This is a genomic window from Moraxella sp. CTOTU48717, assembly GCF_032057165.1.
Taxonomy (GTDB): Bacteria; Pseudomonadota; Gammaproteobacteria; order Pseudomonadales; family Moraxellaceae; genus Faucicola; species Faucicola tetraodonis.
In genome coordinates, this window is the sequence record NZ_DAMBBC010000014.1 from 36,129 (window position 1) to 55,561 (window position 19,433).

Here is a 19,433-nt window from a genome sequence, read left to right on the forward strand (position 1 = left end):
GCTATGAACCATTTGTTTGATATCTTTGATACCCTTGAGCAGTTGCCGCCCAACAGTGAAGCCGTGTTGGCCACAGTGGTGAGTGTCGAAGGGTCAGCCTATCGGCAACCTGGTGCTAGAATGTTGATTTTAGCCGATGGTCAATCCATAGGCATGGTGAGTGGCGGTTGTCTTGAAAAACACTTGGTACAGCGAGCCTTTTGGCTCACCCGACATGGGGCAACGCTCAAAACCTATCATACCGCAACCGATAGCCAGTTATCACAAGATGAGGTAATCGATGACAGTGATGAGCAGGAAGGCTTTGGGCTTGGCTGTCAAGGCGTCATTCAAGTATTATTTGAACGTCTGGTTTTGAATGAGCAATCTGTATTATTTGCTTGTTTCCAGCAATTAAAACAGACAAAACAGCCACAAAAACTAGCTACAGTTATCACCTCAAACTCAGATGACTTTGTAGTTGGACAACATCTGCCTTTGACACAGTTGTCGCAATTGGGTCAACAAGACTGGCAATTGGTTAATCAAGTCGCTGCCAGCCGTAAAAGTCGCTTTATGCTGCATGTTTATCAAAAACAAGCACAACAACTGAGCGTCTTTGTAGAAACGCTACAACCGCCGCTACAATTATTAATTTTTGGCGCTGGGCAAGATTGTTTACCCTTGATGACCATGGCAAATTTGCAAGGCTGGCAGGTGACGGTGATTGATAGTCGTTTGGATGTGATTGCCCGTTATCGCGGGCAGACTCATACCAATTTTGTGCAGATTGCCCTTGATGAGGCTGAGTCTGTGCAGACTTTTTTTGAGTCACCGCAGCCGACCGCTGTGGTGATAATGACCCATAGTTTGAGTCAAGATAGAGTATGGCTCAGCCAAGCCTCTAAAGCCCAAAACTCGCCTTTTTTTATTGGGCAATTAGGGCCGAAATATCGCACTGAGCAGTTGCTTAGTGCGATTGACGATGATTATCAATGGGTGAAATCTGCTAATTTGTTCTATCCTGTGGGTTTAGCACTCGGTGGGGATACGCCCGAAGCGGTGGCTTTATCTATCACTGCCCAAATTCAACAGGTATATCATGAGCGTCACGCCTAGCAATTTAACCGTGGTGATTTTGGCGGCAGGATTGAGCCAACGTCTTGGTTTTGCCAAACAGCTGATTGTAAAAAATCATCAAACCTTGCTGGCTGAAAAAATTCAACTGGCACGCCAATTGCAGCCTTATCAAGTGTTGGTGGTTTTGCCAAAGCTTGATAACCCAATATCTAAAGCGTTATACAACGAAGTTGCACCATTTGACGTCAAAGTCGTCGATAATCCCACGCCGCAAACAGGGATGGCGCAATCGATTCAGTATGCAATGACAATATTACAACAACAGTCAGTAAGTGCTGCGAGGCGGATTTTGTTTCTGACTGTTGACCAAGTGGCACTAACCCTCGATGATTTGACGCTATTAAGCCAAAATGTTGAGGACAATCAGCTGATTGTGAGTGAGTATGGTAACAATAATCAACCAATTTGGGGGATTCCCGTCAATTTACCTTGGGGTTTTTTGCGAGCATTTGGTCATCAGTTGCAAGGCGATAAAGGTTTTCGGGCGTTATGGCAACACCAAACCGCTATCGTTTCGCCCACCGACGGTACGGTTTATCAGCTTTATCCGATACCGCTGCCGCATTTAGGCCAAGATATTGATACCTTAGAACAATTTGAGCAGCTAAAAACAGCCTATCAGCTTTTGCAGCCGACCAAACATTTTAATTGAGATAATGATGATTTCTGTCAATGAACTAAAACAAGCGATTAATAAGCGCCTAGAGAACTATTTAACGTCGCGTCTGGGCGAGGTAAATATCATAACAGTGGGTTTATTGGAGGCGCAAAACCACATTTTAGCCCAAGATATTGCCGCATCCTTTGATATTCCCCGCCAAAATCTATCAGCTATGGATGGTTTTGCGATAGCTACGGGTAGCTATCTTGACCACGATAGCCAACTTGAAATCATCGGTGAATCGGGGGCAGGTAAACCTTTTAACGGTCGTTTGCGACCCAATCAAGGCGTGCGAATTTTTACCGGCGCGGTGGTGCCAAATGACTGCGACACGGTGGTGATGCAGGAAGACACCAACCTTAGCGACATTCAGCCCAGTTTGGATAACAGCCATGCCTATCACATTCGCTTGACCCAAACTGCTAAAGTGGGTGCAAATATTCGCCGCCAAGGCGAGGAAGTACAAGCAGGCGAAACTGTTTTAACGATTGGAAAACGCCTAAACCCCAGTGATATCAGCTTACTTGCCAATTTAGGCGTGGATAGCGTGCAGGTATTTCAGCCACTCACGGTTGGTATTATTGCCACCGGCGATGAGCTGGTCGACGTGGGACAGCCGCTGGCAACGCTTGCCCAAATTTATAATTCCAACACGCCCACGCTAAAAGCGTTATTAAAGCAGTTGCCGATTGCGATTCAAGATTATGGCATTGTCCCTGACAACCTTGAGACTACTCGCCGCACTGTTCAGCAAGCGATAGCCGAATGTGATGTAATTATTTCTACGGCGGGTGTATCGGTGGGCGATTATGATTTTTTAACCCAAGTCATTCAGGCGCTTGGCAAAATTCACCATTACAAAGTGGCGATGAAACCAGGTAAACCTTTTATATTTGGGGAATTTGAGCAAGATAAAAAAACGGTCATGTATTTTGGGTTACCCGGCAATCCGCTATCTACCGTGGTGTGCTGCCTTAATTTTGTCCAACCTGCGCTGTGGCAACTATCGGGCGCGATACCATCAGACATCCCAAAACCGCTGCAATTGTTTGCCAAAACCACCCACGACATCAAAAAGCGAGCAGGACGCCAAGATTATCAGCGAGCGGTTTTTTGCCAAAATGAAGACGGCAGTTTTAGTGTCACTCCTTTATCTGCCCAAGACTCCCACCGTGTAAAACAGCTTAGCCACGCCAATTGCTTGCTTGTATTACCCAAAGATAATGCAGGGGTAAAAGCAGGCGAAATAGTGACAGTGCAGCCGTTTAGTTGGAATTTTAGCTGACGATGACTCCGCAACCTTCTTCATTAAATTTGGTGGACAATTTCCATCGCCAGTTAAGCTATTTACGCCTGTCGATTACCGATTTTTGTAACTTTCGCTGTCACTACTGTCTGCCCGATGGCTATACTGCCAACGCGGGTAAACGCCCTGACAACGAGCTTTCTGTATCCGAAATCGATGTTTTAATACAAGCCTTTGCCAAACTAGGTACCACCAAAGTGCGGCTGACGGGGGGTGAGCCATCGATTCGACAAGATTTACCGCGCATCATCGAACTTGCCAAACAGACCCAAGGCATCCAAACAGTGGCGGTTAGCTCCAATGGCTATCGCCTTGCCAAGCATTTATCCGATTGGCAAACGGCAGGGCTAAATCAGCTTAACATCAGTATCGACAGCTTTGACCCCACCATTTTTAAACAAATCACCGGCTTTGATATATTGCCAACGCTGCTAAAAGACATAGATAAATTGCTAGCAACCACCGATATTAAGCTAAAACTTAATGGTATTTTGATGGCAGACACCGCTTTTGATAACTTGCAATCCGTGTTAAGTTTTGTCAAAAATCGCCCTGTCACTTACCGTTTTATTGAGTTTATGCAAACTTCGGATAATAAAGCTTTGTTTTTTGCCCAACATAGCAGTGGTCAGCGTATCAAAGATTTTTTGCTAGAAAATGGTTGGCAATCCCAACGCCGAGCAAGCGATGCAGGCCCTGCGATTGAATATCGCCATGCCGATTATGTCGGTGGCATTGGGCTGATTGAGCCTTACGCCCCGCAGTTCTGCGACAGTTGTAATCGGCTGCGAGTGAGTAGCCAAGGCAAAGTACATTTGTGTTTGTTTGATAATGGCAGTTATGATGTGCGAGCGTTTTTGGCAAATGGCGATGTCGATGGATTGGTTCATGCCTTGCAAAGGTTAATGCCGATTAAGCCCGAGCATCATTTACTCAAGCAAAACGACAGTGGTATCATGGCGAATTTGTCGATGATTGGCGGCTAATCGATGGCGGGTTTTTTGAAAATATAAAATAGGCAAATTTAAGAAAAATTGACTCATTCAAGCGCAGCTTGATAAGCGTACACGTCGCTATAATGTTGTGCCACATTTGAGGGGTGAAAATCCAAAACATGACAACACAATTAACTCCCTTAGACCTGACACATTTAGACGCACACGGCGATATCGCCATGGTCGATGTATCGGGCAAAACAATAACCCAACGCAGCGCCACCGCCGTAGGGCAAGTCATTTTCCCTAGCAACAGTTACCAAGTGATAAAATCTGCCGACGGCATCACCAAAAAAGGCTCAATCACCCAGACCGCGCATATCGCAGGGGTCATGGCAAGCAAACGCACCCACGAGCTGATTCCGCTTTGCCACCAGCTGCCACTTGATGGGGTAAAAATCGGCTTTGAGTATGATGATAACAACTGCTCAATCCACGTCACTGCCACCGTCAAAGTCACCCACAAAACAGGCGTGGAAATGGAAGCCTTAACCGCTGTGTCGGTGGCTTGCCTAACGATTTACGACATGACCAAAGCATTATCTCACGACATCACCATTAGCGATATCAAGCTACTCACCAAAACAGGGGGCAAATCCGACTATGCCAACACCTAGCACGTCTGAGAAAAATTTAGCCATCTTATACTTTGCAAGCCTTGCTGAACAAGCAGGGAAAGACGAAGAAACGATCCGCTTTGACGGTGATAACTTGACCGAGCTTTACCAAACGTTAAGCGCACACTACGGGTTTAAACTCGCCCAAACCAAACTTGCTGTGGCAATCAATCACCATATTACCAACTGGCAAACGCCGCTTCAAGATGGTGATATCGTCGCCTTTATTCCGCCTGTGGCAGGTGGTTGAATATCACGTACGCCCTTTAAACAATATAGAGAAAACCATGAATGCATTGCATAAAGGCTCATCCACCATTAGCATCAGTGAAGACCAAGCCTACCAAACCGTGATTACCAGCGGCTTTGCATTGACTGACCGAGCCATTGACGATAGACGGCTTAAACACGCCTTAATGAGCGATACTTGTGGGGCGTTAGCGACATTTGAAGGCTGGGTGCGTAACCACAATAACGCTCGCCCTGTTAGCAAACTCACTTACTACGGCTACGAGCAACTGGCACTCAATCAAGGCAAAAAACTGATTGAACAAGCCAAAGCCCAGTTTGACATCGAAAACGCCATTGCCATACACCGTATTGGCGACCTTGCGATTGGTGAGATGGCGGTGTGGATTGGGGTAGTGGCTGCCCACCGTTATCCTGCATTTGATGCGTGTCGTTGGCTACTAGATGCGATTAAAGCGGATATTCCTGTGTGGAAACAAGAATTTTATGCCGACAGCACTGAGAGTCTGTGGCTTTCTAATAATGGTTAATAAGCAATGACAACTACCGTATTAAGCGTGCTGTTTTTTATTTCTGCCTTGCTCTATTCATCAGTCGGGCATGGTGGCGCATCGGGTTATCTAGCGATGATGGGGTTAGTCGGCGTTGCGCCAAGTATGATGAAACCTACCGCACTATGTCTCAATATTTTGGTGTCAATCATTGCGTTTTGGCGATTTTATTCTGCAAAAAACTTTTCTTGGCAAATTTTTATTCCCCTTGCTATTGCCGCGGTGCCGATGGCGTTTATCGGGGGAATGACCCATTTGCCCAGTCATTTATATAAGCCGATTGTTGGGATGGTACTGATTTTTTCGGCTATTTATTCATTTATCTTTGCCAAAAAACTTACCAGCGAGCAACCATTAAAACAGGTGTCAAAATGGCTTTTGGCAATCGTGGGGGCGGTTTTAGGGTTGCTGTCGGGATTGACGGGGGTGGGCGGTGGTGTGTTTTTAAGTCCAATTTTATTGTTTAACCGTTGGGCAAGTCCTAAAGTTGTTGCAGGCGTAGCGTCGGGGTTTATTTTGGTGAATTCAATTTCAGGCTTGTTTGGTGTGTTATCGACAGGGGCAAAACTGCCAAATCAACTACCAATCTGGCTTGTAGCGGTTTGTGTAGGGGGTTTTATCGGCGCAACTTATGGTAGCAAACGCCTTGCTGACCCCATGCTCAATAAATTATTATCTCTGGTATTAGTGATTGCAGGGCTGAAAATGCTGGCAAATTTTTAACGCTTAGGTAGATACCAACCGATGCATCTAGTACCAACCTAAAAAATGCGATGAATTGCAATATCCAATCATTTCAAAGCTTAAGCTATAAAAAAAACCCATTGCAGGAGGTGAGCAATGGGCTGAGGAAAAGCACAGGTAAGTGTTAAAAGTCTGAAAATGAACGCGGTTTATCAAAATTGTCAAATCAGTATATGATAAAAAATTGATAAAAAAATTCGCAAATTAATACGTTATGACTGATGAGTTGGGTACAAAGCATTCAAATTTCAATAAACCTGACAACAGCAAAATTTGCTAATAGCGAAATAAGTCTTATTGTTATTATTATTTCGTTGTCGGACGTTATGATATCAATAAAAGTCTAAATTTTTGACTGTCTAATTACACCCTGTTACTTTTGAAGTGTTTTTTATACAATGACATATTTGGTAAAAAATACCATGAAATCAATAAGGTAAAGTGGCTTGATTGTTGAAAAATATGACAAAAATGAGCATTATGGGCAAAAAATAATGACATTACTTTGAGAACCGTTATAATTATTTCAACTAAAATTAGCGTTACGCCGCGCCTTACAATAAGAATGAACGAAAAATCCCATGACCGATAAGCCAGTGACCGACGAGACAGCCAAATCCTCTGTTGCCTCGGGCAGTATTTTTAACTTGCCCAACAACTTGACCATCGCGCGCATCGTGATGATTCCGCTGTTTGTGGCGATTGCTTATTGGCCACCTGCGATGGGGATTGGGCAGAGCGCCATTAGTGACAATGTGATTGCCAACATCGGTATGTATCAGTTTAGCGATAGTTTACTGCGCCACTTTTTATTGACGGCTGTATTTATTTTGGCGGCAATTACCGATTGGTTAGATGGCTACTTTGCCCGCAAGCTTAATATGACATCGGCATTTGGGCGGTTTCTTGACCCTGTGGCGGATAAACTGATGGTTGCTGCCGCGTTAATTATTTTGGTGCAGTGGCATCCTGATATTGTCATGGCGATTTCAGCGATTGTTATTATTTCAAGGGAGATTGCCGTCTCAGCCTTGCGTGAGTGGATGGCAGAACTGGGCAATCGTACTAGCGTTGCTGTGTCATATGTGGGCAAGATGAAAACCACTTTTCAAATGGTGGCAATTACAGTGTTACTGCTCAATTGGGAATCACTTGAGATGACGGGGTATTTACTATTGGTCATTTCAGTGGTATTGACGTTATGGTCAATGTTTATTTATCTAAAAGCGGCATGGCCCTATCTAAAACAGCCCTAATTGATGACTTTAAAAAAAGCTGATAACGTTAACAAAAGCTGATGACGTTAAAATAATGGATTATTCTAAAAAATTGTTAGCTCAGAATTTACTATAAAAAACCCCAGTCAAAAAACTGGGGTGATATTTTTTTAAAGCCAATAATTAAAACGTCACTGAATGGTTTTCACCCATATTTTCTGCCGTTTTCCCTTCTTGGACAGCCGCTGATACCATCTTAAACATATCCACCACCGTGTTACCGCTCAACCAATACTGCGCGCCGTTACATTCAATGCAAATCACTTGCACGTTAGGATCTTCTTTACCTTTTTCATAGAACGCCGCATAAATTGGGCTCCAAAGCTCATCTAGTTTGGCTTTGTCATTAACCAGTTTAGCCGTGCCGTTGATAGATACAAAGTCTTTTTGGTCGCTTGAGGTATAAGATAAGTTGACTTGTGAGTTTTTTTCCAAGTCTTTGATAGTTTCTGATTTGCGATCGCCGATGAACCAAATTTTACCATTTTCTAATTCATTTTTATTGGTGGTCATAGGGCACGCATGTAAATGTTTTTCGTCTGCAGTAATGGTGGTCATCATTGCATATTTGACGCCTTTAATTACTTTATTAATATTTTCAATATGTTGCTCTTTGGTGAGATCTGCCATGAGAATGTCCTTGTTATTATATGGTTATTGTACGTCTCAAAGTTAATGCTAAAAAATTTATTGCTAACTTATAAAAAAGTTACGTTAAAACTGGGTTAAAGTCACTAACTTGGACGATAATATCGGCTTTGGTTATTTAAGTCTGTCGAAAAGCTGCAAATAAATGGTATAAAACCGTTAACGATGTTATCGCAAGGTAACGCAATTAAAAGGCAATTTATAAAAAACACCGGGTGAAATGACAGTCTATCGCCATCAAGACAAGTGATACGCCCGTGGGTTTAATGCTATAATAGCCGCAAATTTTTCTGTTATTTTCCCAACTTTTCCCGAAGCAAGCGGAACTTTCTATGACTATCATCGCTGGACACCCATTTTTAACCGATTTTCAAACCACTAAACTGCTAAATTCCCTTAGCCAAAAAACCAATCTCAAAATCACTCACTTAAAAAGCCAGCAAGTTTATATTTTTTCTAAGGATTTGGCAGAACACGATTATAAGAAAGCGGTAGATTTGCTCAATCACGGTGACGAAATCGCGCTCAATCAAGCAAGCCCAGATGAGAATCAGGATGAGAATCAGGATGAGAATAAAAAGGCGCTGCAAATCATCGTCAGCCCACGTTTTGGTACGATTAGCCCTTGGGCAAGTAAAGCGACGGATATTTTTAACAATTGTGAGATAGCGATTGAGCGTGTTGAGCGCTTGGTGGTGTATACGCTCATAGGCGAAAATTTGCCTGAAAAGCTACCGCATGATATCGAGATGATGTTGTACGACCGCATGACCCAAAGCCTATTTTATGACTTGGCAAAGGCTCATCACTTATTCGATGACCACGAGCCAGCACCGCTCAACCATGTCGATGTGATGGGCAAAGGGCGTGAAGCGTTAGAGTCGGCGAACCGTGAGTTTGGTTTTGCGTTATCGAGCCAAGATATTGACTACTTGATGGATGCCTACGTTCATGTGCTGAAGCGCAATCCGACCGATGTTGAGCTCATGATGTTTGCCCAAGCCAACTCCGAGCATTGCCGCCACAAGATTTTTAATGCCCAATGGACGATTGATGGCGAAGTACAGCCAAAATCCTTGTTTGGCATGATTAAAAATACCTTCGAGCAAAATCCCAACGATATTTTATCGGCGTATAAAGACAATGCCGCGGTGGTAAAAGGGCATGAAGGACAGCGTTTTTATCCGCTATTAAACAGCGACAACAATCATTTAGCCTACGATTTTCACCAAGAGCCGATTGATATCTTGATGAAAGTCGAAACCCACAATCACCCAACGGCGATTGCACCGTATGCAGGCGCGGCAACAGGCTCTGGCGGCGAAATCCGTGACGAAGGCGCGACAGGTCGTGGCGGTAAACCCAAAGCAGGCTTGGCAGGATTCCATGTGTCGCATTTGCAGCTGCCTGATATGCCAGAAAAATGGGAGCACAGCGGAAAAATCTCGACGGCTGACTACGGCAAGCCAGCGCGTATGGCGTCCGCCTTAGAAATTATGACCCAAGCACCGCTTGGTAGTGCAGCATTTTCCAATGAATTTGGTCGTCCAAATCTGGTCGGTTACTTTCGCTCATTTCAATTGGATACCTCAAAAGACCAAGATGGCAGCCAAATGCGCGGCTATCACAAACCCATTATGATTGCCGGTGGTTACGGTAATATCAAACGCAATTTGGTGGAAAAAAATCCGATTCAGCAAGGCGATTTGCTGATTGTGTTAGGCGGTCCTGCCATGCAAATCGGCTTGGGCGGTGGCGCGGCAAGTTCGGTGGATAGTGGTGAGCTTGATGAAGGCTTGGATTTTGCGTCCGTGCAACGTGACAATGCCGAGATGGAACGCCGCTGTCAAGAAGTCATTGACCGCTGTTGGGCGATGGCAGGAAACCAGCCAGATGAAGATAACAATCCGATTGTGTCGATTCATGACGTGGGCGCAGGTGGCTTATCAAACGCCATGCCCGAGCTTGTGAATGACCACGAACTTGGGGCGGTGTTAAACTTGCGTAAAGTGCCGTCGCTTGAGCATGGTATGTCGCCAATGGCGATTTGGTCAAATGAAGCCCAAGAGCGTTATGTGTTGGCAATCCGTCCACAAAGCCGTGAGCTATTTGATAGTATCTGTGAGCGTGAGCGTTGCCCGTATGCGATTTTGGGTGAAGCGACTGACGTGCGTGAGTTGGTAGTCAATGACCCACTACTCAACACCAAAGGCGACCAACAACCGGTCGATATGCCCCTACAAGTGCTACTCGGTGGCACGCCAAAAATGCAGCGTAGCTTTAGCCGTAGCACGCCAGATTTGACAGCGTTAAACCTTGATAAAGTCGATTTGGCTGAAGCGGTCAAAGACGTGCTGCGTCATCCAACGGTTGCCAGTAAATCTTTCTTAATCAGCATTGGCGATCGTTCCATCACGGGTATGGTAGTGCGTGACCAATATGTTGGACGTTACCAAGTGCCAGTGGCAGACTGTGCTGTTACCGCTTCTGCTCTCATCCCTGTGGATGGCAAGCCGATGACAGGCGAAGCCATGAGTATGGGCGAGCGTACCCCAGTTGCTTTGATTAATCCTGCCGCATCTGCGCGCCTTGCCGTTGCCGAAGCCATTACCAATATCGCAGGGGCGAATATCGCCAAGCTATCAGACATCACCTTGTCGGCGAACTGGATGGCAGCCTGTGGTGAAGACAAAGAAGACCAAGCCTTGTTTGATGCGGTGTATGCCGTGGGCGAAGCGCTTTGCCCGGCACTTGGCATTGCCATTCCTGTGGGTAAAGACAGCTTGTCGATGCGGGCGAATTGGTCAGATGAGCAAGCAAACAAGTCTGTGGTGTCACCCATGTCGCTCGTTATCACTGCCTTTGCCCCTGTGCAAGATGTCACCAAAACCCTAACCCCAGAATTGCTAACCAGCTCGGCGCTTGGCGAAACCGCTTTTTATCGCTTAGACTTATCAAAAGGTCAGTTCCGATTGGGTGGCTCAATCCTTGCCCAAACCCTAAGCCAACTGGGTGATACTTGCCCAGATTTGGATAATCCGCAAGATTTAATCAACTTTTTTGACTTTATCCAGCAAGCCAACAACCAAGGCTTAATCACCGCATATCATGACATTGGGGATGGCGGTTTGCTTGCCACCATTGCCGAGATGCAATTCACCAGTCGCCAAGGCGTGAAATTGGTATTAAGCGATGACAATTTACTCGGTCAATTATTCGCCGAAGAACTCGGTGCGGTAATTCAAGTCAAATCGGATAAGGTTGCCGAATTGCTTGAATTAGCAGAAAAAACAGGCGTCAGCGAATTATTAAGCCTAATCGGTCAAAGCACCGATGAAGACAGTTTACTCATCCAAACAGCCACGCAAAATTTACGTTTTGAGCGTAGCGAGCTTGAGCAGGAATGGAGCAAAGTGGGCTACCATATCGCCAAAAACCGTGACAACCCCGAATGCGTACAACAGGCCTTTGATTTGATTGGTGATAAATCCCATCAAGGCTTAATTGCCCAAGCCAATTATGATCTCAACCAAGCGATTGAAGCCCCGTATATCAATAGCCGCAGCACACAGCCTAAAGTCGCCATTTTGCGTGAGCAAGGCGTGAATGGTCAGCTAGAAATGGCAGCAGGCTTTAAACGCGCAGGACTAGAAGCCGTCGATGTGCATATGAGTGACTTACTCAAAGGGCGTGTCAACTTGCGTGACTTTGATGGGCTGGTGGCTTGTGGCGGCTTTAGTTATGGCGATGTGCTTGGCGCTGGCGCTGGCTGGGCAAAATCGGTACTGTTCCATGATGAACTACGCATGCAATTTGTGCGATTCTTTACCCGACCAGAAACCTTCTCGCTTGGCGTGTGTAACGGCTGTCAGATGATGAGCCAGCTTAAAGACTTGATACCAGGCGCAGAGAATTTCCCCCGTTTTATCGCCAATAAATCGGCACGCTTTGAAGCGCGCACGGTGAATGTGAAAATTGAACGTACCAAGTCGGTGCTGTTAAAAGGCATGCAAGAGAGCATTCTACCGATTGCGGTGGCACATGGCGAAGGCTTTGCGACGTTGAGCGATACCGATATCGCAGGAATGAGCGCACATGGGCAAATTGTGATGCGTTATGTGGACAGTCACGGCACAGCAACTGAGCATTATCCGCTCAATCCAAACGGCTCACCGCAAGGGGTGACAGGGATTTGTAGTACCGATGGGCGTGTGACCTTGATGATGCCACACCCAGAGCGTAATTTGATGGCGTATAACCATAGTTGGAAACCTGAAGCGTGGGATAATGATGGGGCGTGGATGCGGATGTTTAGAAATGCCCGGGCATTCTTAAGATAAAAGTTAAGATAAAAGTTAACATAGTGGATTTTTTTATAAAAGGATGGCAAAAGCTGTCCTTTTTTAATGACCTAACCCGACTTAATTAATAAAGGCTGTCACGGTGAAAGTTTTGGCTCGGTCAAAAACTAGCAACAATTTACAAACAATACACGATAACAAGGGAAAGGTATATGTTATAATAACTTAATCCTACATAGACTAAGTTAAGTTTCATTAACAATGTTTTGTAAGCCCACACAGCTCTTATAATGTATCGAGGAAAATCCCATGAATAGCAAACTTTTAGCCACTGCCGCTATCACAGCGTTGTTAGCCACACAATTTGCCAATGCAGAATTGGTTATCTCGCAAAACGGTGAAACGCAAAAAGTTGGTGAAACCGCGGCTCAACCTGCAGCGGTCACAAAAGCGCCTAAAACCGCCAAAGTAGAAAAAGTTAAGCCAAGCAACAGCACCAGCTACAAATTAGACCCAAACCACGCCAATGTACGTTTTGCGATTGACCACTTCGGTACAACGACCAACCAAGGTGGTTTCTACGGTGTAACGGGTGACTTGAACTACAACCCAGCCAAAAATACAGGCAGCATCAATGTTGATATTCCTGTCAATAACCTTGACACGGGTAACGAACATTTTACCAACCATTTAAAATCAGCTGAATTCTTTAACGCTGAAAAATACCCAACGGCTAATTTTAAATCAACCAAATTCCATTTCAAAAATGGCAAAGTAACGAAAGTTGACGGTAACTTGACGCTATTGGGCAAAACCAATCCAGTCAGTCTAAAAGCCACTAGATTTAACTGCTATAACAGCCCAATGATGAAAAATGCGCAAGTATGTGGCGGTGATTTTGAGACTACCATTGACCGCACCAAATGGGGCATGGATACCTATGTCAAAATGGGTTTTGCTAAAGACGTCAAACTCAACATCCAAGTTGAAGCGGTACAACAATAATTTTTTAGCAAACAATGAAAGTAATCAAAAAGATCAGCGTTGGCTGGTCTTTTTTTATGGCACGCTGATTGCAAATTTTTAACTATTCAATTTTTAACTATTCAATTTTTAGCTATTCGATTTTTAACTATTCTAAGCCGCTAAGTTGGCTTTAATAAGTCTGCGGTTTGATACAAAACCATACAGCACTATACAAAACGTAAATTTACAGTATCCGCACATAGCTTCATAATTTTCAAAAACCTAAACATTACTTTATTTAATTTATTTTTGAGGAAAACTTATGAAACCATTCAATACCACAGTAAAAAACACCTTATTAGCCGCAGCCTTGGTGGTGGGTTCTGCTAATTTGACCGGTTGTGGTTATAACTCTATGCAAGCGCAAGATGAGCAAATCAACGCCTCATGGTCAGAAGTAGTCAACCAATACCAGCGACGTGCTGACTTGATTCCAAACTTGGTGAAAGTCGTTGAGCGTTATGCCCAGCACGAACAAGCGACCTTAACCCAAGTCACACAAGCTCGTTCTCAAGCGACGACTATCAATGTGAGTGCCGATGTACTCAATGACCCAGCGGCTTTTCAACGCTATCAACAAGCGCAAGATCAATTGGGCAGTGCGTTATCGCGCTTAATGGCAGTGTCAGAGCGCTATCCTGATCTAAAAGCGGACAAACAATTCCAAGAATTGCAAGCACAGCTTGAAGGCACCGAAAACCGCATTACCGTGGCACGTGGTCGTTATATCCAAGATGTTCAAACTTATAACACTACCGTACGCCAATTCCCAACCAATGTCACCGCAAAAGTGTTTGGTATGCATACCCGTCCAAACTTTACCGTAGCCAATGAGGCGCAAATCTCAACTGCACCAACCGTTGATTTTGGCAATAACAATACCAATACCGCAAATGCGGGCGGTCAGCCAGTGCAAAACAATGGGAACACAGCCAATGCCGGTGGTCAGCCTGTCAATAATTCGGCTACCGCAACAGCGAAACCTTAATTCACCATTGTTAATGTTAACTGTATAGTTAAAGTTTGAGAGTTAAGAAGATTTTTTTAAATAGTCTGCTATCAGTCGGTGGCAAGCTCATTGAATAAGATTTGCATAAATTGTCAGACTAATTTTTTAATTTTTTAAAATAGTTGTTGAATTGACTACATCATAATAAAAAAATTGCATACTTTGAGGAAACACAGGTGTCATTGAATATTGTACAGACACAGCCCAATTTACAGAACTCCCATAAACAGCCGCAAAAATTGTCGTCTCGTTTGTTAGCCAAGCGGTTGGTAGTGAGTACGTTTACTGTACTGTCTATGAGCATTGGGCTTGCGATGCCTATCGCAGCCGTTGCAGAAACCGCCACAGCGACAGCCAATTCCGCAACCCTTAGCGCTAAGCCCACATTACAAGATCATAGTGTTGAGGACATGGTTGCGATTGCCAAAACCGCACAAACCAATGAAGCGCTCAATGATGCTGTACTCAATAATGATGCAATTAAAGAGACGTTAGGCAATGATGCACTGCCGATACCAGGGGTCAATACTCAAGCAACTGGCAATCGAACAAATAGCAATCAGGCAACAGCTACCGCTAATGCCCAGACGACTACGACACCTAAACAGTCAACCCAAGCCCCTATTGCCGCTGACAAATTAATCCTAAATAATCCTGTCATAGATGAAGCAAAAATTTTATCTGCCATTGACAAACAAGCGATTGAAACCAAACTGCGTAGTCTTAATGACCGCGGTTTGGCGCAAGCAGCCGTGGTCATTGTACCAACCACCAATGGCGAGGATATTTTTGACTATTCAATGAAAGTTGCTGATCGCTGGAAACTGGGCAAAAAAGACACCGATCAAGGTCTGTTGATGGTTGTTGCTGTCAATGACCGTAAAATGTACATTTTAACGGGCTATGGTCTTGAAGGTACCATTCCTGATGCCGTCGCTAAACGCATTATTAGCGATGACATAACCCCAAGATTTAAACAAGGCGATTATGCCGGTGGTATCACGGCGGGAATTAATCGCATTGAAGAACGCTTGACAACCGATCCGGCTATTTTAAAGCAAGCAGATGCCAATCGAGTCAATACCAATGCCAATAGCAATGCTCAGTCAAATCAAGAGGGCGGAATACCGCTTATCTTCCTAGGCTTTTTTGGCTTTGTCGCTGGTATGATTTTGACCAGTATATTAGGGCGCTTTTTTGGTTCGATTGCTACGGCAGGTGGCATTGTAACGCTTGGTACAATCTTTGGTGCAGGGTTACTAGGCAGTATATTTGTGGCATTTATTGTCTTTTTATTTTTGCTATTTCGAGGTGGCGGTGGTGGTCGCGGTGGCAGAGGCGGCGGTGGGGTTGTCTTCCTACCGGGTGGCGGATTTGGTGGAGGCGGTTTTGGCGGCGGTGGATTTGGTGGTGGTGGCTTTGGTGGCGGCGGTGGTGGCTTTGGCGGTGGTGGCGCTGGGGGCGATTGGTAATCAATAGTCAGTAATCGGCTAGTTATTAAAAATTATTTTAAATTTACCCCTTATCATCAACTATATACTTCATTATTTTTTATGGAATTTTCATGAGCACAAATGACCCAATAACAGCAACGAATGGTGCCAACGAAGAAACCATTGCTTACACCTCGCCGATGGCGACAGTGACTTCCACTGTGCCAAGTTGGGCCAGATGGTGGCGTCAAGTTGCGTTTATATCTAGCCTGCACAATCGGTGGTTAACGCCTACTGCCCAACAACAGCTAAATCAAGCAATTACCGAAGCTGAGCAAGGGCATCGCGGCGAAGTGGTGCTAGTGATTGAGAATCATTTGCCCATTTCGTCCGCTCGGCTACAAAACAGCCGAGACAGAGCAATCGGAGTTTTTGGGGATTATCGCGTCTGGGATACGCAGGATAATACTGGGGTGTTGGTGTATCTTAATATCTGTGAGCGGCGTCTGGAGATTGTCGCTGATAGAGGCATTAATAGCCATGTGATGCCAACCATGTGGCAAGCGATGTGCGACAAAGCTATCGAAGGTATTAAAGCCAATCGACACATCGATAGCTTGGTTGCACTATTGGGCGATGTGGGGCAATTGCTTCGTCAATATTACCAATTAGACAATGACCCAAACGGCAACGAAATCGCTGACAAGATGATTTTCATAAAGTAGTTTTAAACTTAATTAGTATAGTGCGATGATGTAATCCTACCAAAAGCGATGTTACCCATCGCTTTTTTTATTGCTCAGCTTTTAAGACCCAACAGTAAGCGGGTAAATTTCAAAAACTTGGGTATCAAAAATTATTAAGGATTATCTTTGCGGTGCTAAAAAATTGCATTAAGGCTAGATAAAAGAATCGACAAATTTTGCTAGGCGAAATGATAAAATTTTACATATAATGAAACCGACATACCGCCACTCAGCTTGTTAGACAATTAGGCAATTAGACCAGTCGTCATGTTAGCGATAAATCATTACTTATAAAAATTTTGAGGGAATCCCATGCCAACGCTCACCAATAATATTCCTGATAGTATCGGTCAATTTTATCTCGGTCAAGACGTGTACCCAGAGTCTACACAAGGTCAAGCAACCCTATATGATGCAGCTGACTTAACAACCCACGCGGTGATTATCGGGATGACGGGCTCGGGTAAGACGGGTTTGGGGATTAGCTTACTGGAAGAAGCTGCGCTTGATAATATTCCGGTGATTGCGATTGACCCCAAAGGTGATTTGGGCAATTTGGCATTGACGTTTCCAAATTTGGCAGCCAGTGACTTTGAGCCATGGATTGATAGCGGCATGGCAAGTCAAGCGGGTATGAGCGTGGCAGAGTTTGCCAAGAAAACCGCAGACAACTGGCAACAAGGGCTTGGCAACAGTTTTCAAACCCCGGAGCGTGTGCAAGCACTCAAAGCCGCCAATCGCGTTAGCGTCTATACCCCAGGTAGCGAGAATGGCTTACCGATTGCCCTACTTGGCAATCTCGTGCCGCCGCCCGATAGTGTCAAAAATGATGGCGAAAGCTATGCTGAGTATATCGATGCGACAGTGTCGGCACTGTTGGGGCTATTAAAAGTTGATGGGGATAACCTTGCGCCAGAGCATGTGTTTTTGGCACAGCTACTTAAAAACGCCTGGGATAACAACCAAACTTTAACCTTGGTGGATTTGATTACCCAAATCCAAACGCCAGCGTTTGACAAAATCGGCATCCTGCCGCTGTCACAAGTATTTGCGGATAAAGACCGTGGCGCACTGGCGATGAAGCTCAATACGCTTTTGGCATCACCGAGTTTTGCCAGCTGGCTTAAAGGCATGCCGCTGGATGCTGGCGCACTGTTTTATGATAAAAACGGCAAAGCACAAACCAGTGTGCTCAATATTGCCCATCTATCCGATGATGAGCGTTTATTTTTTGTCACCTTGTTACTCACCAATTTATTGGGCTGGATGCGCCGTCAGCAAGGCACCTCGACCTTGCGGGCAATTTTGTACATGGATGAAGTGTTTGGCTATTTACCGCCGATTGGCAATCCACCGACCAAAGTATTGCTGTTAACCCTGCTAAAACAAGCGCGTGCATTTGGTTTGGGGATTGTGTTATCGACCCAAAACCCAGTGGACTTGGACTACAAAGCATTATCCAACGCGGGTACTTGGTTTATCGGACGGTTGCAGACTGCCCAAGACCGTGAACGGGTGATGGATGGCTTGCTCTCTGCCAGCGGCAGCAGTGGACTGGACAAAGCGGCGCTCAATGCGTGGTTTGATAAACTCGGTAAACGCCGATTTTTACTGCACAATGTGCATGATGCTAGCCCTGTGATTTTTAGCACCCGCTTCACGCTCAACTACCTATCAGGGCCGCTTAGCAAACAAGCCATAGCACAGCTCAAAGCCAATAGCCAAGCGATTGCACCTACCGACCTAGCGCAAGCGCAAGCCACCACGCCTGCCATCAATCCATTAGCAAGCACCATGAGTCAGCCGCCGGCCTTGCCCAAAGATGTGGGCTTGTATTATGCACCCAAAGACGGGGCGGGCGATGGTCAAACCTTCTATGAGCCTACTGCCTTTGCCTATGCGCGGGTATTTTTTAATGACAAAAAATCAGGCGCTCAAAGTCAGCAGCAGCTATTATTAACCACAGCATTTGGTGAGCCGCCGTTGGTGGTAGATTGGCATCAAGCGATTTTAAGTGATTTGACCTTTGAGCAGTTACAATCGGCTCCGCACCAACCCGCTGTGCTCAAACAACTACCTACCCAAGCGCTCGACAAGGCATCATGGAAAGCTTGGGAAAAAGATGTGAAAGAAGCCATCCGTCAGCAGCAAGTGTTAAATCTGTGGTATGTCGATAGTTTAAAGCTGTATAGCGGAGTGGCAGAGAGCGAAGACGCCTTCCGCAATCGGCTCATCGTACCGCTGCATGAACAGCGTGATATCGCCATTGCCCAGCTGCGTGATAGCTTTGCTAAAAAACAAGACGCGCTAGCCAAAAAACTGCAAGCCGCCAATGAAAAATACCAACAACAAGCCGCCGAGTCGAGCAAAGGCTGGCTTGATGCAGGGGTCAGTATTGGCTCTGCGGTCTTAGGGGCGTTTATGGGGCGCAAAACTTTGTCACAGACCAATATCAATAACGTCAAACGTGCCATGAACTCGGTGGGCGATATCAATGCCAACAAACAAACCGTCGCAGAGCTTGATGCGATTCGCCAGCAGCTGCAACAGGAGTTAGACAACATTGGGCAGCAGTTACAAAGCCAAATCGATAGCTTGGCAACCACGTATGATGCTCAGTCAATAGCACTTGATACTGTACAGATTGCCCCAGCAGCGAAGGACATCACGGTGTTGTTGGTCGGCGTGTTGTATCAGCCGCTATAAACAGACGCAATATAAACCTTTTGACCCCATCAAATTTCGCGGAAT

The 19,433-nt window shown here is 45.2% G+C and carries 16 protein-coding genes; 15 read left to right on the forward strand and 1 reads right to left on the reverse strand.

Features of this window, described 5'->3' with window-relative positions; all coding sequences use genetic code 11:
* Positions 1 to 3 precede the first annotated feature (3 nt).
* The 9 genes from RT084_RS09125 (at position 4) to pgsA (ending at position 7,498) form a co-directional block, all read left to right on the forward strand.
* Complete coding sequence (locus RT084_RS09125) at positions 4 to 1,098, forward strand: XdhC family protein (RefSeq protein WP_312385509.1); 1,095 nt, start codon at positions 4 to 6, stop codon at positions 1,096 to 1,098.
* The gene (locus tag RT084_RS09130; RefSeq protein ID WP_312385508.1) at positions 1,082 to 1,771 is read left to right on the forward strand and encodes a nucleotidyltransferase family protein; all 690 of its coding nucleotides are present in this window, start codon (positions 1,082 to 1,084) and stop codon (positions 1,769 to 1,771) included. Before RT084_RS09125 ends, RT084_RS09130 begins: the two co-directional genes overlap by 17 nt.
* A gap of 7 nt (positions 1,772 to 1,778) precedes the next feature.
* Positions 1,779 to 3,065: a molybdopterin molybdotransferase MoeA gene (locus tag RT084_RS09135; protein WP_312385507.1), complete on the forward strand. Its 1,287-nt coding sequence runs from the start codon at positions 1,779 to 1,781 to the stop codon at positions 3,063 to 3,065.
* 2 nt (positions 3,066 to 3,067) lie between these two features.
* Positions 3,068 to 4,072, forward strand: coding sequence for a GTP 3',8-cyclase MoaA (moaA, locus tag RT084_RS09140; protein ID WP_062332791.1), 1,005 nt, complete (start codon positions 3,068 to 3,070; stop codon positions 4,070 to 4,072).
* 128 nt (positions 4,073 to 4,200) lie between these two features.
* On the forward strand, positions 4,201 to 4,698 hold the full coding sequence (gene moaC / locus RT084_RS09145) for a cyclic pyranopterin monophosphate synthase MoaC (protein ID WP_062332788.1): 498 nt from the start codon (positions 4,201 to 4,203) through the stop codon (positions 4,696 to 4,698).
* On the forward strand, positions 4,685 to 4,948 hold the full coding sequence (moaD, locus tag RT084_RS09150; protein ID WP_065254024.1) for a molybdopterin converting factor subunit 1: 264 nt from the start codon (positions 4,685 to 4,687) through the stop codon (positions 4,946 to 4,948). Before moaC ends, moaD begins: the two co-directional genes overlap by 14 nt.
* Before the next feature lie 37 nt (positions 4,949 to 4,985).
* Complete coding sequence (locus RT084_RS09155; protein ID WP_224053189.1) at positions 4,986 to 5,477, forward strand: molybdenum cofactor biosynthesis protein MoaE; 492 nt, start codon at positions 4,986 to 4,988, stop codon at positions 5,475 to 5,477.
* 6 nt (positions 5,478 to 5,483) lie between these two features.
* Positions 5,484 to 6,221, forward strand: a complete 738-nt coding sequence (locus RT084_RS09160; RefSeq protein ID WP_312385506.1) for a sulfite exporter TauE/SafE family protein — start codon at positions 5,484 to 5,486, stop codon at positions 6,219 to 6,221.
* Between the two features lie 602 nt (positions 6,222 to 6,823).
* On the forward strand, positions 6,824 to 7,498 hold the full coding sequence (gene pgsA / locus RT084_RS09165; protein ID WP_248147795.1) for a CDP-diacylglycerol--glycerol-3-phosphate 3-phosphatidyltransferase: 675 nt from the start codon (positions 6,824 to 6,826) through the stop codon (positions 7,496 to 7,498).
* Positions 7,499 to 7,642: 144 nt separating this feature from the next.
* On the opposite strand, the gene RT084_RS09170 is transcribed toward pgsA, so the two are convergent.
* Entirely contained in the window at positions 7,643 to 8,149 is a 507-nt protein-coding gene (locus RT084_RS09170; RefSeq protein WP_313099440.1) for a pyridoxamine 5'-phosphate oxidase family protein, read from the reverse strand.
* 350 nt (positions 8,150 to 8,499) lie between these two features.
* On the opposite strand from RT084_RS09170, the gene purL reads away from it, so the two are divergent.
* The 6 genes from purL to RT084_RS09200 all read left to right on the forward strand — a co-directional run bounded on the left by purL (position 8,500) and on the right by RT084_RS09200 (position 19,388).
* A complete protein-coding gene (gene purL / locus RT084_RS09175; protein ID WP_313099441.1) occupies positions 8,500 to 12,507 on the forward strand; it encodes a phosphoribosylformylglycinamidine synthase in 4,008 nt (1,335 codons plus the stop codon).
* Positions 12,508 to 12,777: 270 nt separating this feature from the next.
* Positions 12,778 to 13,473 (forward strand): YceI family protein, encoded by a 696-nt coding sequence (locus RT084_RS09180; protein WP_201665032.1) that lies wholly within the window; start codon positions 12,778 to 12,780, stop codon positions 13,471 to 13,473.
* Positions 13,474 to 13,756: 283 nt separating this feature from the next.
* Positions 13,757 to 14,482 (forward strand): LemA family protein, encoded by a 726-nt coding sequence (locus tag RT084_RS09185; protein ID WP_050325213.1) that lies wholly within the window; start codon positions 13,757 to 13,759, stop codon positions 14,480 to 14,482.
* A gap of 197 nt (positions 14,483 to 14,679) precedes the next feature.
* On the forward strand, positions 14,680 to 15,975 hold the full coding sequence (locus tag RT084_RS09190) for a TPM domain-containing protein (RefSeq protein ID WP_312385503.1): 1,296 nt from the start codon (positions 14,680 to 14,682) through the stop codon (positions 15,973 to 15,975).
* Positions 15,976 to 16,067: 92 nt separating this feature from the next.
* Entirely contained in the window at positions 16,068 to 16,661 is a 594-nt protein-coding gene (locus RT084_RS09195; protein ID WP_227716714.1) for a TPM domain-containing protein, read from the forward strand.
* 333 nt (positions 16,662 to 16,994) lie between these two features.
* The gene (locus tag RT084_RS09200; protein WP_203171333.1) at positions 16,995 to 19,388 is read left to right on the forward strand and encodes an ATP-binding protein; all 2,394 of its coding nucleotides are present in this window, start codon (positions 16,995 to 16,997) and stop codon (positions 19,386 to 19,388) included.
* The last annotated feature ends 45 nt before the right edge of the window (positions 19,389 to 19,433 follow it).

Coding starts and splice junctions, on each gene's coding strand:
- RT084_RS09160 (WP_312385506.1), top strand. CDS start 5,484: ATGACAACTACCGTATTAAGCGTGCTGTTTTTTATTTCTGCCTTGCTC.
- RT084_RS09125 (WP_312385509.1), top strand. CDS start 4: ATGAACCATTTGTTTGATATCTTTGATACCCTTGAGCAGTTGCCGCCC.
- purL (WP_313099441.1), top strand. CDS start 8,500: ATGACTATCATCGCTGGACACCCATTTTTAACCGATTTTCAAACCACT.
- RT084_RS09200 (WP_203171333.1), top strand. CDS start 16,995: ATGCCAACGCTCACCAATAATATTCCTGATAGTATCGGTCAATTTTAT.
- moaD (WP_065254024.1), top strand. CDS start 4,685: ATGCCAACACCTAGCACGTCTGAGAAAAATTTAGCCATCTTATACTTT.
- moaC (WP_062332788.1), top strand. CDS start 4,201: ATGACAACACAATTAACTCCCTTAGACCTGACACATTTAGACGCACAC.
- RT084_RS09180 (WP_201665032.1), top strand. CDS start 12,778: ATGAATAGCAAACTTTTAGCCACTGCCGCTATCACAGCGTTGTTAGCC.
- pgsA (WP_248147795.1), top strand. CDS start 6,824: ATGACCGATAAGCCAGTGACCGACGAGACAGCCAAATCCTCTGTTGCC.
- RT084_RS09130 (WP_312385508.1), top strand. CDS start 1,082: ATGAGCGTCACGCCTAGCAATTTAACCGTGGTGATTTTGGCGGCAGGA.
- RT084_RS09195 (WP_227716714.1), top strand. CDS start 16,068: ATGAGCACAAATGACCCAATAACAGCAACGAATGGTGCCAACGAAGAA.
- moaA (WP_062332791.1), top strand. CDS start 3,068: ATGACTCCGCAACCTTCTTCATTAAATTTGGTGGACAATTTCCATCGC.
- RT084_RS09155 (WP_224053189.1), top strand. CDS start 4,986: ATGAATGCATTGCATAAAGGCTCATCCACCATTAGCATCAGTGAAGAC.
- RT084_RS09185 (WP_050325213.1), top strand. CDS start 13,757: ATGAAACCATTCAATACCACAGTAAAAAACACCTTATTAGCCGCAGCC.
- RT084_RS09170 (WP_313099440.1), bottom strand. CDS start 8,149: ATGGCAGATCTCACCAAAGAGCAACATATTGAAAATATTAATAAAGTA.
- RT084_RS09135 (WP_312385507.1), top strand. CDS start 1,779: ATGATTTCTGTCAATGAACTAAAACAAGCGATTAATAAGCGCCTAGAG.